At 68.9% G+C, this 17,040-nt stretch carries 16 protein-coding genes; 13 read left to right on the top strand and 3 right to left on the bottom strand.

The genetic code is table 11. The features are described 5' to 3' along the window. The first annotated feature begins 289 nt into the window (after nucleotides 1-289). Nucleotides 290-2,140, top strand: coding sequence for a M24 family metallopeptidase (locus DIE16_RS11150; protein WP_124892290.1), 1,851 nt, complete (start codon nucleotides 290-292; stop codon nucleotides 2,138-2,140). Nucleotides 2,141-2,370: 230 nt separating this feature from the next. On the opposite strand, the gene DIE16_RS11145 is transcribed toward DIE16_RS11150, so the two are convergent. The 3 genes from DIE16_RS11145 to flgA form a co-directional block, all read right to left on the bottom strand. Further along, nucleotides 2,371-2,811 carry a flagella synthesis protein FlgN gene (locus DIE16_RS11145; protein WP_039317824.1) on the bottom strand — a complete coding sequence of 147 codons (441 nt, stop codon included), beginning with the start codon at nucleotides 2,809-2,811 and terminating at the stop codon, nucleotides 2,371-2,373. Nucleotides 2,812-2,896: 85 nt separating this feature from the next. Beyond that, entirely contained in the window at nucleotides 2,897-3,229 is a 333-nt protein-coding gene (gene flgM / locus DIE16_RS11140) for a flagellar biosynthesis anti-sigma factor FlgM (RefSeq protein ID WP_124520534.1), read from the bottom strand. A gap of 119 nt (nucleotides 3,230-3,348) precedes the next feature. Then, on the bottom strand, nucleotides 3,349-4,725 hold the full coding sequence (gene flgA, locus DIE16_RS11135; RefSeq protein WP_124892289.1) for a flagellar basal body P-ring formation chaperone FlgA: 1,377 nt from the start codon (nucleotides 4,723-4,725) through the stop codon (nucleotides 3,349-3,351). A 205-nt stretch (nucleotides 4,726-4,930) separates the two neighbouring features. Here flgA and DIE16_RS11130 point away from each other — a divergent pair, with 205 nt between their 5' ends. From DIE16_RS11130 to flgL, 12 genes are all read left to right on the top strand, one after another. Next, on the top strand, nucleotides 4,931-5,419 hold the full coding sequence (locus DIE16_RS11130; RefSeq protein WP_124486648.1) for a flagellar basal body rod protein FlgB: 489 nt from the start codon (nucleotides 4,931-4,933) through the stop codon (nucleotides 5,417-5,419). 37 nt (nucleotides 5,420-5,456) lie between these two features. Next, nucleotides 5,457-5,882 carry a flagellar basal body rod protein FlgC gene (gene flgC, locus DIE16_RS11125; protein WP_044847874.1) on the top strand — a complete coding sequence of 142 codons (426 nt, stop codon included), beginning with the start codon at nucleotides 5,457-5,459 and terminating at the stop codon, nucleotides 5,880-5,882. A 67-nt stretch (nucleotides 5,883-5,949) separates the two neighbouring features. Then, nucleotides 5,950-6,696 (top strand): flagellar hook assembly protein FlgD, encoded by a 747-nt coding sequence (locus DIE16_RS11120; RefSeq protein WP_124892288.1) that lies wholly within the window; start codon nucleotides 5,950-5,952, stop codon nucleotides 6,694-6,696. A gap of 28 nt (nucleotides 6,697-6,724) precedes the next feature. Beyond that, entirely contained in the window at nucleotides 6,725-7,966 is a 1,242-nt protein-coding gene (flgE, locus tag DIE16_RS11115) for a flagellar hook protein FlgE (RefSeq protein WP_124892287.1), read from the top strand. A gap of 20 nt (nucleotides 7,967-7,986) precedes the next feature. Beyond that, nucleotides 7,987-8,745 carry a flagellar basal-body rod protein FlgF gene (gene flgF / locus DIE16_RS11110; protein WP_044847877.1) on the top strand — a complete coding sequence of 253 codons (759 nt, stop codon included), beginning with the start codon at nucleotides 7,987-7,989 and terminating at the stop codon, nucleotides 8,743-8,745. Nucleotides 8,746-8,780: 35 nt separating this feature from the next. Continuing rightward, a complete protein-coding gene (gene flgG / locus DIE16_RS11105) occupies nucleotides 8,781-9,569 on the top strand; it encodes a flagellar basal-body rod protein FlgG (protein ID WP_014895799.1) in 789 nt (262 codons plus the stop codon). A gap of 21 nt (nucleotides 9,570-9,590) precedes the next feature. Further along, nucleotides 9,591-10,280, top strand: a complete 690-nt coding sequence (flgH, locus tag DIE16_RS11100) for a flagellar basal body L-ring protein FlgH (RefSeq protein ID WP_044847878.1) — start codon at nucleotides 9,591-9,593, stop codon at nucleotides 10,278-10,280. A 5-nt stretch (nucleotides 10,281-10,285) separates the two neighbouring features. After that, on the top strand, nucleotides 10,286-11,464 hold the full coding sequence (locus tag DIE16_RS11095; RefSeq protein ID WP_124486647.1) for a flagellar basal body P-ring protein FlgI: 1,179 nt from the start codon (nucleotides 10,286-10,288) through the stop codon (nucleotides 11,462-11,464). After that, complete coding sequence (flgJ, locus tag DIE16_RS11090) at nucleotides 11,465-12,463, top strand: flagellar assembly peptidoglycan hydrolase FlgJ (protein ID WP_044847879.1); 999 nt, start codon at nucleotides 11,465-11,467, stop codon at nucleotides 12,461-12,463. A 234-nt stretch (nucleotides 12,464-12,697) separates the two neighbouring features. Further along, entirely contained in the window at nucleotides 12,698-13,453 is a 756-nt protein-coding gene (locus DIE16_RS11085; RefSeq protein ID WP_124486646.1) for a flagellar brake protein, read from the top strand. Between the two features lie 192 nt (nucleotides 13,454-13,645). Then, entirely contained in the window at nucleotides 13,646-15,628 is a 1,983-nt protein-coding gene (flgK, locus tag DIE16_RS11080) for a flagellar hook-associated protein FlgK (protein ID WP_124892286.1), read from the top strand. 23 nt (nucleotides 15,629-15,651) lie between these two features. Beyond that, nucleotides 15,652-16,890, top strand: a complete 1,239-nt coding sequence (gene flgL, locus DIE16_RS11075) for a flagellar hook-associated protein FlgL (RefSeq protein ID WP_124520528.1) — start codon at nucleotides 15,652-15,654, stop codon at nucleotides 16,888-16,890. Nucleotides 16,891-17,040: the final 150 nt, after the last annotated feature.

Raw genomic sequence — 17,040 nt, 5'->3', positions numbered from 1 at the left:
TCCGCCGCCACGCCGCGCACGGCGGTGCCGCCGTCGCGCACCTCACGCATCGGGAATTTTAGCCCTACGAAAATTTTAGCTTGACCTCAATTTCAACGTGCTCTAGATTCTGTCGCACGCATCAAACAAAGTTAAGTGAGACAAAAATTTCCCCGAAAGCCTGCCGCTGGAACGGCGCCACGGTGCCCGCCGGGCCGCGCGTCGTCCGCGCGGGCAGCGTGCCGCGCGAGGCGTGCGCCATGCCGCGTGACGCCGCCGGCCGCCGACAACAATCCATAACGGGTATCCGATGATCGATCGACTGAAATACAGCTTCTCCGGCCTTCCCCCGTACGACGCGTCCATCGCCGACACGCAGGCCGGCCTGTCGCGCCTGCTCGACGCCACCCGGCTCGACGCGGTCGTGGTCACGTCGCAGGACGAATACATCACCGAATACCTGCCGCGCCGCAACAACCCGCGCTATGCGCTGTCGGGTTTCGACGGCTCGGCCGGCTGCGGCATCTTCCTGAGCGCGGCGACCGCCGAGGCGCTCGGCGTGCCGCCGTTCGTGCTGTTCGTCGACGGCCGCTATCACCTGCAGGCCGAACAGCAGTGCGACCCGGCGCGCGTGCGGATCGAGAAGCTCGGCATGAACGTGACGATCTGGCAGGCGCTGGCCGACTGGCTGCTCGCGCACGCGAGCCGGCTCGCGCGGGTCGGCTACGACGCGCTGCGGATCAGCGTCGCGCAGCGCGACCGGCTGGTCGAGCAGACGCAGGCGGCATCGCTCGACTGGACGAGCCTCGTCGAGCGCGAGATCGACCGCGCGATCGCGCTGCCGGGCTGGGTGGTCGAGCGGCCGATCTTCGAGCTGCCGGACGCGATGACCGGCGCGAGCGTCGCGCAGAACCTCGACGCGCTGAACCGGCGGCTCGCCGCGCACACCGGCGCTGCGCCCGGCACGTCCGCGTTCTTCACGTGCGCGTCGGACGACCTCGCGTACCTGCTGAACAGCCGCGGCTATCACATCCCGAATGCGTCGTCGCACCTGGGCTTCCTGTTCGCTATCGGCGAGCAGGTCGCGCTGTTCCTGCCGGAGGGTTGCGACCGCTGCCCGGTCGAACTGGCGTCGTATCCGGCGCTGCACGTGATCCGGCGCGACTTCGCCGAACTCGAGCGCTTCCTCGCGCGGTTCGCGGTCGAGCACGTGTGTTACGGCTTCGAGTCGGTCAACTGCGCGCTCGTCGAGTCGGTGCGCCGCGTGTGGCCGCACGCGCGGCACGCCGACTTCAACCCGGTCGAGGCGCTGCGCGCCGGCAAGACGCCGGCGGTGCTCGACCGGTTCCGCGACGCGTTCGCGCGCAGTTCGGCGGCGATCGCCGAAACGATGCGCTGGGCGAAGGCCGGCGAGCCGGGGCAGCGCCATACCGAGTACGACCTGGCCCGCACGATCAACGACGCGTACGGCGCCCGCTCGGCGGTCGCGCTGACCTTCCCGTCGATCGCGGCGAACGGCGCGAACAGCGCGTTCGCGCACTACACGGCGGCGAGCGCCGACGTCGAGCTGACCGAAGGCGAACTCGTGCTGCTCGACAGCGGCGCGTATTACGACGCCGGTTTCGCGACGGACTGCACGCGCGTCGTGCTGCGCCGCACGCGGCCGGAGACGGTCGCGCAGCCGTGGCAGCGCGAGATCTACACGGTCGCGCTGAAGGCCTGCATCAAGGGGCTCGTCACGCGTTTCCCGAAGACGGCGACGGGCGGCGACGTCGACGCGGCGGTGCGCCAGGTGTGCCGCGACCACGGCTACGATTTCGGTCACGGCACCGGGCACGGTGTCGGGATCCACGTGCACGAGGGCGGCGTGCGGTTCGCGCCGGGCGCGCGGTACGGGCTGGTGCCGAATGCGGTGATTTCGGTCGAGCCCGGCATCTACGTGCCGGGCAAGGGCGGCGTGCGGATCGAGAACATCGTGATCGTGCGCGCGGACGACGACGCATCGGACACCGTCGCGTTCGAGAACATCGTCACGGTCGGCTACGACTGGGACCTGATCGACGTCGAACTGCTGAACGACGACGAGCGCGCGTACCTGCGCGACTACGAACGGCTTTGCGTGGAACGCGGCACGCAGGTCACTGCGTGTCCGCTGCTGTAAGGCGGGGAAGGGGCGCGCGGCCGCAGGCGGGCCGCGCGATGCACGCGCGGCGCGTCGATGCGCCGGCGTGATCGGTCCGTCGGGAATCCGTACGTCAGAGAATCGGTACGTCAGTGAAACGGTACGTCAGAGAATCGGTGCGTCAGGGAATCCGTACGTCAGGGAATCCGTACGTCAGGGAATCCGTACGTCAGGGAATCCGTACGTCGGAGATTCAGTACGTCGGAGAATCAGCGCATCAGCGCCGATACCCGCCCGTCGGGCCCGTAGACGCCGGCCGGCGCGGGCGCCGAGCGCAGCACCGCGAGCGCGCGCTCGTTGTAGTCCATCCGGATCCGGATCAGCATCCCGTTGGTCGCATTGGCCTGGCGCGCGCGTTCGGCGGCCTGCAGCAGCAACTGCCAGCGGCCGGCGAGGCGTGCGTCGCGCTCGGCGGCCTGGTCCATCCCTTTCTTGCCGGCCGGAAAGCCGAGCGCGGACAGCTGCGTGTCGCGCGTGCGCTCGAGCTGCGCGAGCCGGTCGATCAGCGCGCTCTTCTTCTCGACGATGCCGGGCAGCATTTCAAGCGGCTCCGGCGTCGTCAGCGCCTTTTCCTCGTAGGCGAGCAGGGACGCGAACGCTTCGACCGTCGCGTGTTCGTCGTTGACCGTGGCCAGCAGCTCTTCTCTCATCGCGTCATGCTCGTCGCGCCGGCACGCGGGGCCGCATGCCGGCAAACCAGGGGACCGGTCAGGGCGTGACGGGCCCCGGGCCGGCTCAGTTGCCCTGCGAGCGCTGCTGTTGCAGCAGGTCGCGGGCGGTATTCAATACGCCGTCGGCGATCTTGTTCACGTCGATCGTCAACGTGCCGTTGTTCAGCGCGTCCTTGATCGACTGGACGAGGGCCGTGTCGATGTCGGCGCTGCCGGAGGCCGACAGTGAACGCAGCTGGCCGGACAGACCCGACAGGTTCACGCTCGCGTCGCCGCCGGTCGATCCTGCGTCGGCCGCCTGCGCGGACGACGACGAAGCCGCGCCGGATTGCGCGCGGGCCGCGCCGTTGCCGGTCGACGCGAGTGGGCTCGGGTTCGGAGTGGAATCGATCTTCACGATGGGGTTTCCTGGACGGTATGACCCAGATAACGGCCGGGTCGGCCCGAACTTTAGCATCGTGAGCCCGAAATTCTCCGAATAAACAATTCTTTACAATCTTGCGGTGCGATCCGGCCCTACAGCGGAATTTCGACGGTCCCGGCATCCTTGACGATCGCCGTGACGATTTGCCCCGCGGCCATCCGGACCCGCACCGACTGTCCCGGCGCCGCATTCGCGAGCGCGCTGCCCTCGGCCGAGATCGTGAAGCCGGGCCCGGCCGCGACGACCCGCACCGTCTGGCCGGCGGACACCGACGCGGCGCTCTTCAACATGTCCTGGCGCAGCGGCAGCCCGGCCGAGATCCGCGCCAGCGCGGTCGCGCCGACCGCCTGCGCGGGATCGGTGATCACCGCGAGCGGAAGGACAGTCAGGTCGCCGTCGCGCGCGACGAGGTCGGCCGCGGTGAGCGGCTCGCCGGGCGCGATCTGGCGCGCGGCGACGTAATAGGTGGCCTGCACGGCGACCTTCGCCTGCAGGTAGACGGTCCACGGCCGCTCGCCCGCGCAGCGCACGCCGACCGTCGTGCGGCCCCACAGGCGCGCGCCGGTCGGCAGGAACGGCTCGAGCGTCGTGCACGCGGCGAGCCCGCGCGGAAACGCGGCCGCGACGGTCGCGGTCGTCTTGCCCGGCAGGCCCGCGACCTGCTGCTGCAGGAATGCGAGCGCCGTGCGCCGGATCGTGTCGGGGTCCTGCTGGCCTGGCGGTGTCGCCGGCTGGGGCGCGGCGGCTACCTGGGGCGGGTTGGCGGCAGCCGCCGGTGCGCGCGGGGCCGGCGCGGCTGAAGCGGCGCCGGTCGCGGCGAGGCGCGCGGCGATGGCCGGTCGCGCGGAATTCGATGCCGGGTCGGCCGCGCCGGCGACGACGGTCGCGACGGCGCCCGGATCGGCGGCGCGCCGGGCACCATAACCTGCGTTCGAGGCGTTCGAGGCGTTCGAGGCGTTCGAGGCGTTCGAGGCGTTCGAGGCGTTCGAGGCGTTCGAGGCGTTCGCGGTGGTCGTGGCGTTCGTGCGCGCGGCGGCGTAGGCGGGGCGCGGCGTCGGCGCCGGCACGGCAGCCGGCGGCGGGACATTCATCACGACCATCGAGCCAGCCGGCTGCGCCGCGTAGCGGGCCGCGGCCGCGCCGGTCACGCCGGCAGCACCACCCGCGCCACCTGCGCCACCCGCACCGACTGCACCGACTGCACCGACTGCACCGACTGCACCGACCGTCGTGGCCACACCTGTACCCGTACCCGAAGCCGTCCCCGAATTCCCGCCGAACTGACCGCCGCTCGCCGCGTTCGCCTGCGCGAGCGCGGTCTCGGCCGTTTCGCCGCGGCCGGGAATCACGATCATCCCGTCGTCCGCGTGCGCGGCCGGCACCGCGAGCCACAGCGCCGCGGCGAGCGCGAACGCACGCGGCCAGCGCGTGCCGCGTCCGTGGTTGCCGCGAAGTGCGCTGCCTGTCATCGCCGTGTCCTCGAAGCCGTTGATCCGATTCGCATTCTAGGGAGCCGGGCCGCCGCGCAAACGATGAATAGAGGGGGCCTTTGCCGCGTTATTCGCCCGATTGCCGGTTGCGCCCGCCGCCTACCATCGCTGTCATGGAAAAAAGCCCCTTGGGTCGCCATCCGGCGCAACGGGCGTGCAGCGCTTCATACGGAGAGACGCACACATGCTGGACAAACTCGATGCCGAATTCGCGTTCGGCCGACAGGCGCTCGACGTGCGCGCCTATCGGCAGGAACTGCTGTCGTCGAACATCGCGAACGCCGACACACCCGGCTACCAGGCCCGCGACACCGATTTCGCGTCGACCCTCGCGCGCTCGCTGAAGCAGGCCGGCGGCGGCCTCGCGCCGAGCAACGCCGCGCAGCTGCCGATGGCGCAGCCGGCCGGCGTGGCGAGCGGGATGACGATGGTGTCGACGGCACCCGGCCACATGGCCGGCACCGCGAAGCTGATGCCGGCCGGCGGCCCGGCCGACGACTACGGCCGCGCGCAGTACCGGATGCCGCTGCAGCCGTCGCTCGACGGCAACACGGTCGATCTCGACGTCGAGCGCGTGCAGTTCGCGAACAACGCGCTGCACTACGAAACCGGGATGACCGTGATGACCCAGCAGATCAAGGCGATGATCGCCGCGATCTCGACGAACTCGTAAGCGCAACCGAACCCGAGCACAAGCACCAGGAGCCTCCATGCCCTCGTTGATGAACATCTTCGGCGTCGCCGGTTCGGCGCTGTCCGCGCAATCGCAGCGCCTGAACGTCACCGCGTCGAACCTCGCGAACGCCGACAGCGCGACCGGCCCCGACGGCAAGCCGTACAAGGCCAAGCAGGTCGTGTTCGCGACCGACCCGATGGGCGGCGCGCGCACCGCGTCCGGCCAGGGCGTGGGCGGCGTGCGCGTGACGAAGGTCGTCGACGATCCGTCGCCGATGAAGTCGACCTACGACCCGGCGAACCCGGCCGCCGACGCGAACGGCTACGTGCAGATGCCGAACGTCGATCCGGTGCAGGAGATGGTGAACATGATCTCGGCGTCGCGCTCGTACCAGGCCAACGTCGAGACGCTGAACACCGCGAAGACGCTGATGCTCAAGACGCTGACGATCGGCACGTAAGCCGCGCGCCGAGCGACCTTCCACACCCGGGCCCAGACCCGACCGTTTCGACACAAGGCTACCCAGGATGACTTCCTCCAGCACGACGATCGGCAGCAGCGGCACCAACGTGTCGACCCTGCCGACCGACACGATGAACACCAACAACGTGTCGACGACCGGCACCTCGGCGAGCGACCTGCAGGCGACGTTCCTGAAGCTGCTCGTCACGCAGCTGCAGAACCAGGATCCGACGAGCCCGGTCGACAGCTCGCAGATGACGTCGCAGCTCGCGCAGATCAACACGGTGAGCGGCATCGCGCAGCTGAATACGTCGCTCACGTCGCTGTCGACGCAACTCGCGGCCGGCCAGCAGACGCAGGCCGCGCTGCTGATCGGCACGAACGTGCTCGCGCCGGGCAACAGCGTCGCGGTGAAGAGCGGCGCGGCATCGCCGTTCGGCGTGTCGCTCGCGAGCGACGTGTCGAACCTGACGATCACCGTGAAGAACAGCGCGGGCGTCGTCGTGAACACGATCAACGCGGGCCAGCAGTCTGCCGGCACGGTGCCGTTCAACTGGACGCCGACGGATACGGCCGGCAACGCGCTGCCGGACGGCAAGTACACCGTGAGCGCGCAGTACACGGGCAGCGACGGCAAGACGTACGCGCCGACCGTGCTCGCGGCCGCGCAGGTACAGAGCGTGATCAAGCAGGCCGACGGCACGGCGGGGCTCGTGCTGTCGAACGGCACGACGGTGGGCTTGACCCAGGTCGCGTCGATTTTCCCGAACACCGCGTCGTCGTCGTCCGGCGGCACGACCACCAGCAACTGATCCAGCTTTCTCGAAAACGGAGACCGAAATGGGTTATCAACAGGGTCTGAGCGGCCTCGCCGGCGCATCGAACGCGCTCGACGTGATCGGCAACAACATCGCGAACGCGAACACGGTCGGCTTCAAGTCGAGCACCGCGCAGTTCTCCGACATGTACGCGAACTCGCTCGCGACGTCGGTCAACACGCAGATCGGGATCGGCACGACGCTCGCGTCGGTGCAGCAGCAGTTCGGCCAGGGCACGATCAACACGACGAACTCGTCGCTCGACGTCGCGATCAACGGCAACGGCTTCTTCCAGATGTCGAACAACGGCGTGACGACGTACTCGCGCGACGGCACGTTCCAGCGCGACAAGAACGGCTTCATCGTCAACTCCGCGGGCGCGAACCTGATGGGCTACGCGGCCGGCAAGAACGGCGTGCTGAACACCGCGCAGACCGTGCCGCTGCAGGCGCCGACGACCAACATCGCGCCGACCCCGACGACCAAGATCACCGGCCAGTTCAACCTGAACTCGCAGGACACGGTGCCGGCCAAGACGCCGTTCGACCCGACCGACACCACGACGTACAACTATTCGACGTCGATCCAGGTGTACGACTCGCTCGGCGGCTCGCAGGCGGTCAACATGTATTTCGTGAAGTCGGCGGCCGGCTCGTGGGAAGCCTACGCGGGCGTGCAGGGCGGCACCGCGACCGACCTCGGCACGGTCACGTTCGACACGTCGGGCGCGATCCAGAGCACGACGACGGGCACGCCGGCCGCGCCGACCGCATCGCTCGGCCAGTTCCAGTTCACCGTACCGACCACCGACGGCTCGGCGACGCCGCAGAACCTCACGCTCGACCTGACCGGCACCACGCAGTACGGCGGCAAGGACGGCGTGAACAACCTCGCGCAGGACGGCTACGCGAGCGGCACGCTGACGACCTTCTCGATCGGCTCGGACGGCAAGCTGACCGGCAACTATTCGAACGGCCAGACGGCGGTGCTCGGCCAGATCGCGATCGCGAACTTCAACAACCCGAACGGGCTGACCAGCCTCGGCGGCAACCAGTACGCCGAGACGGCCGCGTCGGGCGTGCCGCAGATCTCCGCGCCGGGCAGCACGAACCACGGCACGCTGCAGGGCAGCGCGCTGGAGAACTCGAACGTCGACCTGACGTCGCAGCTCGTCAACCTGATCACCGCGCAGCGCAACTACCAGGCGAACGCGCAGACGATCAAGACGCAGCAGACCGTCGACCAGACGCTCATCAACCTGTAACGCGCGGATAACCGGCAGCCATGGACCGACTGATCTACACGGCGATGACGGGCGCGTCGCAGTCGCTCGACCAGCAGGCGATCGTCGCGAACAACCTCGCGAACGCATCGACGACGGGTTTTCGCGCGCAGCTCGCGACCTACCGCGCGGTGCCGATGAATTTCGGCGACGGCAGCAACATCGACCCGACGACGACGCGCACCTACGTGCTCGCGTCGACGCCCGGCGCGGATTACGCGCCGGGTCCGATCACGCGCACCGGCAACCCGCTCGACGTCGCCGTGCAGGGCGCCGGCTGGCTGTCGGTGCAGACCGCCGACGGCAGCGAGGCGTACACGCGCGCCGGCAACCTGCACGTCGATGAAAACGGCCAGCTCGTCAACGCGAGCAACCTGCCGGTGCTCGGCAACGGCGGCCCGATCTCGGTGCCGCCGAACGCGGAAGTGACGATCGGCAAGGACGGCACGGTGTCCGCGCTGATGCCGGGCGACCCGCCGACGGCGGTCGCGATCGTCGACCAGATGAAGCTCGTGAACCCCGACCCGGCCACGCTCGCGCGTGGCAACGACGGGCTGTTCCGCACCGCCGACGGCAATCCGGCCGACGCCGACCCGACCGTGGTCGTCACGCCGAATTCGCTCGAAGGCAGCAACGTGAACCCGGTGACCGCGATGGTCGCGATGATCGACAACGCACGGGCGTTCCAGCTGCAGTCGAAGCTGATCCAGACGGCCGACCAGAACGAGCAGTCGGCGAACCAGCTACTCAACTTCAGCTGAGCGGCCCGGCCCTCGCACCCAGGAGAAGATTCAACATGAACCGTTCGCTCTACATTGCCGCCACCGGCATGAATGCGCAGCAGGCGCAGATGGACGTGATCTCGAACAACCTCGCGAACACCAGCACGAACGGCTTCAAGGCGTCGCGCGCGGTGTTCGAGGATCTGCTGTACCAGACCATCCGCCAGCCGGGCGCGAACTCGACGCAGCAGACCGAGCTGCCGTCGGGCCTGCAGCTCGGCACCGGCGTGCAGCAGGTCGCAACCGAGCGCCTGTATACGCAGGGCGGCCTCACGCAGACCGGCAACTCGAAGGACGTCGCGATCAACGGCGCGGGCTTCTTCCAGGTGCTGATGCCGGACGGCACGAACGCGTACACGCGCGACGGATCGTTCCAGACCAACGCACAGGGCCAGCTCGTCACGTCGAGCGGCTACCAGATCCTGCCGGCGATCACGGTGCCGCAGAACGCGCAGTCGCTGACGATCGGCAAGGACGGCGTCGTGTCGGTCACGCAGCCGGGCTCGAGCAACGCGGTGCAGATCGGCTCGCTGCAGATCGCGACCTTCATCAACCCGGCCGGCCTCGAGGCGAAGGGCGAGAACCTGTTCGCCGAGACCACGTCGTCGGGCGCGCCGAACGTGTCGCAGCCGGGCCTGAACGGCGCGGGCGTGCTCAACCAGGGCTATGTCGAGGCGTCGAACGTGAACGTCGTGCAGGAGCTCGTCAACATGATCCAGACGCAGCGTGCCTACGAGATCAACAGCAAGGCCGTGACGACGTCCGACCAGATGCTGCAGACCGTCACGCAGATGAAGAGCTAACCGGAACGTCCCGTCGTCGCCATGAAGCAGGTTCGCCTCCTCCCGTCAGCCCCCGTCCGCGCCGCGTGCGCGGTCGCGGTGGCCGCGCTCGCCGGTTGCGCGCAGATTCCGCGCGACCCGATCATCCAGCAGCCGATGACGGCGCAGCCGCCGATGCCGATGTCGATGCAGGCGCCCGGCTCGATCTACAACCCCGGCTATGCGGGGCGGCCGCTGTTCGAGGATCAGCGGCCGCGCAACGTCGGCGACATCCTGACGATCATGATCGCGGAGAACATCAACGCGACCAAGTCGTCGGGCGCGAACACGAACCGCCAGGGCAACACCGACTTCAACGTGCCGACGGCCGGCTTCCTCGGCGGACTGTTCGCGAAGGCGAACCTGTCGGCGGCCGGCACCAACAAGTTCGCGGCCACCGGCGGCGCGAGCGCGGCGAACACGTTCAACGGCACGATCACGGTGACCGTCACCAACGTGCTGCCGAACGGCAACCTCGTGGTCAGCGGCGAGAAGCAGATGCTGATCAACCAGGGCAACGAATTCGTGCGTTTCTCGGGGGTCGTCAACCCGAACACGATCTCGGGCGCGAACTCCGTCTATTCGACGCAGGTCGCCGACGCGAAGATCGAATACTCGTCGAAGGGCTACATCAACGAAGCCGAGACGATGGGCTGGCTGCAGCGCTTCTTCCTCAACATCGCACCGTGGTGATGACGATGCAGCAGCCTCTTTTCCACCGCCTGTCGTCCCGTGCGCGTGCCGTCGCGCGGATCGCCGCCGCGTTCGTGCTGGCGGCGTGCGCGCTCGGCGCGGCACCCGCGCACGCGGAGCGCCTGAAGGACCTCGCGCAGATCCAGGGCGTGCGCGACAACCCGCTGATCGGCTATGGCCTCGTCGTCGGCCTCGACGGCACGGGCGACCAGACGATGCAGACGCCGTTCACGACGCAGACGCTCGCGAACATGCTCGCGAACCTCGGCATCTCGATCAACAACGGCTCGGCCAACGGCGGGCCGTCGTCGCTGAACAACATGCAGCTGAAGAACGTCGCGGCCGTGATGGTGACCGCGACGCTGCCGCCGTTCGCGCGGCCGGGCGAGGCGCTCGACGTGACCGTGTCGTCGCTCGGCAACGCGAAGAGCCTGCGCGGCGGCACGCTGCTGCTCACGCCGCTGAAGGGCGCGGACGGGCAGGTGTACGCGCTCGCGCAGGGCAACATGGCGGTCGGCGGCGCGGGCGCGAGTGCGAACGGCAGCCGCGTGCAGGTGAACCAGCTCGCGGCCGGCCGGATCGTCGGCGGCGCGATCGTCGAGCGCGCGGTGCCGAACGCGATCGCGCAGATGAACGGCGTGCTGCAGCTGCAGCTGAACGACATGGACTACGGCACCGCGCAGCGGATCGTGTCCGCGGTCAATTCGAGCTTCGGCCCGGGCACCGCGACGGCGCTCGACGGCCGCACGATCCAGCTCGCCGCGCCGGCGGATTCCGCGCAACAGGTCGCGTTCATGGCGCGCCTGCAGAACCTCGACGTGAGCCCGGACAAGGCCGCCGCGAAGGTGATCCTGAACGCGCGCACCGGCTCGATCGTGATGAACCAGATGGTCACGCTGCAAAGCTGCGCGGTCGCGCACGGCAACCTGTCGGTGGTCGTCAACACGCAGCCGGTGGTGTCGCAGCCGGGGCCGTTCTCGAACGGGCAGACGGTGGTCGCGCAGCAGTCGCAGATCCAGCTGAAGCAGGACAACGGCGCGCTCAAGATGGTGACGGCCGGCGCGAACCTGGCCGACGTCGTGAAGGCGCTGAACACGCTCGGCGCGACGCCGGCGGACCTGATGTCGATCCTGCAGGCGATGAAGGCGGCCGGCGCGCTGCGCGCAGACCTGGAGGTGATCTGAATGGCGGCGAATCTTCCGAACGCGAACGACCTGACGCAGCGCTTCGCCCTCGACGTGCAGGGCTTCGACGCGCTGCGCGCGCAGGCGAAGCAGTCGCCGCAGGCCGGTGCGAAGGCGGTCGCGGGCCAGTTCGACGCGATGTTCACGCAGATGATGCTCAAGAGCATGCGCGATGCGTCGCCCGACGGCGGGCTGCTCGATTCGCACACGTCGAAGATGTACACGTCGATGCTCGACCAGCAGCTCGCGCAGCAGATGTCGAAGCGCGGGATCGGCGTGGCCGACGCGCTGATGAAGCAGCTGCTGCGCAACGCGGGGCAGGGCACGGGCAGCGACACGGCGGCCGACGCGGGCGCGGCCGGGCTCGCTGCGGCGGGCCTGGGTGCGGCCGGCTCGGGCACGTCGGGCAACGAAGGCAGCCTCGCCGCGATGAACGCGATGGCGCGGGCCTACGCGAACGCGGCGAACAACGGCGGGCTCGCCGGCTCGCGCGGCTACACGGCCGGCAGCGCGCTGACGCCGCCGCTGAAGGGCGCGAGCGGCGTGCAGGACGCCGACGCGTTCGTCGACCGGCTCGCCGGCCCGGCGCAGGCGGCGAGCGCGACCACCGGCATCCCGGCGCGCTTCATCGTCGGCCAGGCCGCGCTCGAATCGGGCTGGGGCAAGCGCGAGATCCGCGCGAGCGACGGCTCGACGAGCTACAACGTGTTCGGCATCAAGGCGAACAAGGGCTGGACGGGCCGCACGGTGTCGGCGCTGACGACCGAATACGTGAACGGCACGCCGCGCCGCGTCGTCGCGAAATTCCGCGCGTACGACTCGTACGAGCACGCGATGACCGACTACGCGAACCTGCTGAAGAACAACCCGCGCTATGCAGGCGTGCTCAGCGCGAGCCGCAGCGTCGAGGGTTTCGCGCACGGAATGCAGAAGGCCGGTTACGCGACCGACCCGAATTACGCGAAGAAGCTGATCTCGATCATGCAGCAGATCGGCTGACGGGGCAGGGCCGCAGCGGCCCCGCCTGCCGCCGTTTTTACAATCCTACGAACCGTGCCCGGTATCCCGCCGCGCGCGGTTTTCAACGTTTGCGCGAAAAATACCGGCGTTTCGATCTAAACTTTCGGTGAGCACTGCCGCTAAGTGTGAGAGACCTGTAACCGGGCCACGTTCTGGCCCGGTTTTACTGCGCACCGGTCGCCCGGGCGCCCTGAAAAGAAAAACCGGCTAGCCATGAATATCGAAACGTCGACCGATCCGAGCCTGGATGCGGGCCATTCCGGGCCCGATTACGCCCGCCGCAATCCGCTGGAGATCGGCGTGCAGCTGCGCAACCTCGTGAACCGGGGCGACTTCCTGACCGTCCAGTACCCGGGCGGCCAGCTCGTCACGCGCCTGCTCGAGGTCGACGTCGGTGCGCGCACGTTCACGTTCGACTGGGGCGCGCTGTCCGAGCAGAACGCCGGCATCCTCGGCGCGTCGCATTGCACCTTCGCGGCCGCGCCGGAAGGCGTGCGCGTCGAATTCACCACGAACACGCCGCGCGAGACGCGCTACGAGGGGCTGCCCGCGTTCGTCGCCGATTTCCCCGACGTGCTGATGTGCATCCAGCGCCGCGAGTATTTCCGCGTCGATGCACCGATCGTCGATCCGTTCCTGTGCCGCGGCCGGTTGCCGGACGGCGAGGGCTTCATGTTCGAGGTGCATAACCTGTCGCTCGGCGGCGTCGGCCTGCGGACCGCCGACGAGCGCGTCGAGACGCTCGATGTCGGCACGCTGCTGCCGGGCGTCGAGCTCGAGCTGAACGGCCACGGCAAGCTGTCCCTCGACCTGCAGCTCGTGTCGCAGCGTTCGACCCAGATGCCGAACGGCTCGCGCCGCTACCAGCTCGGCTTTCGCTTCATGTCGCTGCCGGGCAGCGCGGAGAACACGCTGCAGCGCCTGATCACGCAGCTCGAGATGAAGCGCCGCTCGCTCGCGCGGGCCTGACGCATCCGCTCGCGGCCCGGTTCGGGGCCGCTCTCGCACCGGCGCCGGCAGCGTGCGCCGGGCCGCTCGCCGGACGACGCGCATGCGCGCGTCGCGCGCGCATTTTTCCCTCAATTTTTCCGATCCGCGGCCGTTATACCGGGAGTCACGCAACCCGGCGGCCGCAGCGCGGCCGGCTCATCAGGATCGCGCATGTCCAACTCACTCATGAACCTCGGTGTCAGCGGCCTCAATGCCGCGCTCTGGGGCCTCACGACGACCGGCCAGAACATCAGCAACGCCGCGACGCCCGGCTATTCGGTCGAGCGCCCGGTCTATGCCGAGGCGAGCGGTCAGTACACGGCGAGCGGCTACATGCCGCAGGGCGTGAATACCGTCACCGTGCAGCGGCAGTACAGCCAGTACCTGAGCGACCAGCTGAACAGCGCGCAGTCGCAGGGCGGCTCGCTGTCGACCTGGTATTCGCTCGTCGCGCAGCTGAACAATTACGTCGGCAGCCCGACGGCCGGCATCTCGACCGGGATCACGGGCTATTTCACCGGGCTGCAGAACGTCGCGAACAACGCGTCCGATCCGTCGGTACGGCAGACCGCGGTCAGCAACGCGCAGATCCTCGCGAACCAGCTCAACGCGGCCGGCCAGCAGTACGACGCGCTGCGCCAGAGCGTGAATACGCAGCTCACCGACACCGTGTCGCAGATCAACACGTACACCAAGCAGATCGCGCAGCTGAACCAGCAGATCTCGGCAGCGAGCAGCCAAGGGCAGCCGCCGAACCAGCTGATGGACCAGCGCGACCTCGCGGTGTCGAACCTGTCGAGCCTCGCCGGCGTGCAGGTGGTGCGCAACGACAGCGGCTACAGCGTGTTCCTCGCGGGCGGCCAGCCGCTCGTTCTTGCCGACAAGAGCTACCAGCTCGCGACCGTCACGTCGTCATCCGATCCGAGCGAGCTGACCGTCGTGTCGCAGGGGATCGCCGGCGCGAACCCGCCGGGGCCGAACCAGGCACTGCCCGATGCGTCGCTGTCGGGCGGCACGCTCGGCGGCCTGCTCGCGTTCCGCAGCCAGACGCTCGACCCCGCGCAGGCGCAGCTCGGCGCGCTCGCGACCAGCTTCGCCGCGCAGGTCAACGGGCAGAACGCGCTCGGCGTCGACCTGGCGGGCAATCCGGGCGGCAACCTGTTCACGGTGGCGAACCCGACCGTCTATTCGAACCAGGGCAATACCGGCAACGCGGCGCTGTCCGTCTCGTTCGCCAACGCGTCGCAGCCGACGACGAGCGACTACACGCTGTCGTATGACGGCACGAACTACACGCTGACCGACCGCGCGAGCGGGTCGGTGGTCGACCAGAAGGCGGGGCCGATGCCGGTCTCGCTCGGCGGGCTGAACTTCTCGTTCTCGTCCGGCGCGATGAATGCCGGCGACCAGTTCACCGTGCTGCCGACGCGCGGCGCGCTGACGGGCTTCGGCCTCGCGACGACGAGCGGCTCGGCGATCGCGGCCGCGTCGCCGGTCGTCACGTCGGCGTCGAGCACCAACATCGGCACCGCCAAGATCGCGCTGAGCGGGGTGACCTCCGGCTATCAGGTGCCGTCGACCAAGCTGACCTACGACGCGGCGACGCAGTCGCTGTCGGGCTTCCCGGCCGGTACCACGGTGACGATCCCGGGCACGCCGCCGACGTCGGTGACGATCAGCAATCCGACCGACCCCGTGCCGTACGACCCGTCGACCGGCGCGGCGATGACGATGTCGGGCACGGCCGCCGGTGCGCTGAACGGCGTGACCGTCACGCTGTCGGGCACGCCGTCGGACGGCGATTCGTTCACGATCGGGCCGTACGCGGGCGGCACGAGCGACGGCAGCAACGCGCTCGCGCTGTCGCGGCTCGTCAACGCGAAGACCCTCGGCGGCGGCACGACGACGCTTACGGGCGCCTACGCGAACTATGTGAACAACATCGGCAACGCGGCGAGCCAGCTCAAGTCGTCGAGTACCGCACAGACGGCGCTGGTCGGCCAGATCACGTCCGCGCAGCAGTCGGTGTCGGGCGTGAACCAGAACGAGGAAGCCGCGAACCTGATGCAGTACCAGCAGCTCTACCAGGCGAACGCGAAGGTGATCCAGACGGCGGCTTCGCTGTTCCAGACCGTGCTGGGCCTGTTCAGCTGAGCGGATTCGAGAGGATAGAAACGATGCGGATTTCCACGACCCAGTTCTACCAGCTGAACGTCGGCCAGATGAACGATCAGCAGGCCCAGCTCGCGCAGCTCTACCAGCAGATCTCGAGCGGCGTGAGCCTGTCGACGCCGGCCGACAACCCGTTGGGCGCGGCGCAGGCCGTGCAGCTGTCGATGACGTCGGCCACGCTGTCGCAGTACGCGGCGAACCAGAGCACGGCGCTCGCGTCGCTGCAGGCCGAGGACCAGGCGCTGCAGAGCGTCGGCAACGTACTCGGCAGCGTCCAGTCGTTGATCGTGCGCGCCGGCGACGGCTCGCTCGCCGACAATAACCGAGCGGCGCTCGCGGCGCAGCTCGAGGGCTACCGCGACCAGCTGGTGTCGCTCGCGAACTCGACCGACGGCGCGGGCAACTACCTGTTCGCCGGCTACCAGAATTCGACGGCGCCGTTCACGAAGGACGCCGCCGGCAGCATCAGCTATGTCGGCGATACGGGCACGCGCACCGTGCAGATCGACGATTCGCGCAGCGTGCCGCAGGGCGACTCGGGCCTGTCGGTGTTCATGTCGGTGCAGGCGCTGGGCAACTCGCCCGTCCAGGCGGCCGGCGCGGCCAACACCGGCACGGCCACCATCGGCAACGTCACGGTGACGGATCCGTCGGCTGCGACCAACGGCCATCAGTTCACGATCACCTTCGGCGGCACCGCGGCCGCGCCGACCTACACGGTGACCGACAACTCGATTTCACCCCCGACTCCCGGGCCCGCGCAGGCCTATACGTCGGGCACCGCGATCGCGCTCGGCAACGGGATGAAGGTCGCCGTGTCGGGCACGCCGTCGCCCACCGACACCTTTTCGGTCACGCCCGCGCCGCAGGCGAGCGGGGTCGACGTGTTCTCGACGCTCGATTCGATGATCACGGCGTTGAAGACGCCCGTCGCCGGCAATCCGACGGCGACCGCCGCGCTGTCGAACACGCTGAGCACGGCCGCGACGAAGATCGGCAACTCGATGCGCAACGTCACGACCGTGCTGGCTTCGGTCGGCGGCCGCGAGCAGGAGGTCAAGGCGATGCAGACCGTCAACCAGACCGCGGCGCTGCAGACGACCAGCAACCTGTCGGACCTGACGAGCGCCAACATGGTCACGACCATCAGCCAGTACCTGCAGGTGCAGAACGCGCTGAGCGGCGCGCAGAAGGCTTACGCGCAGCTGCAGAACATGTCGCTGTTCCAGTACATCAATCCGTAATCCGCGTCGCGTCCGCTGCGATGTGAGCGCCCGCTTACATCGCGCGGTGCGCCGGCCGGCCGCCGCCGATGCGGTCGCGCAGCGCCGATGCCCGCCCGGCAGGCACGGCCGCCGCGCCGGCGGTTCGCGCTTGCCAGCCCCATTTCCGCT

The organism is Burkholderia sp. Bp9090 (assembly GCF_003857985.1).
Lineage (GTDB): Bacteria > Pseudomonadota > Gammaproteobacteria > Burkholderiales > Burkholderiaceae > Burkholderia.
The sequence above is the reverse complement of the archived record's forward strand: the minus strand, read 5'-3'. Positions and strand labels throughout refer to the sequence as shown.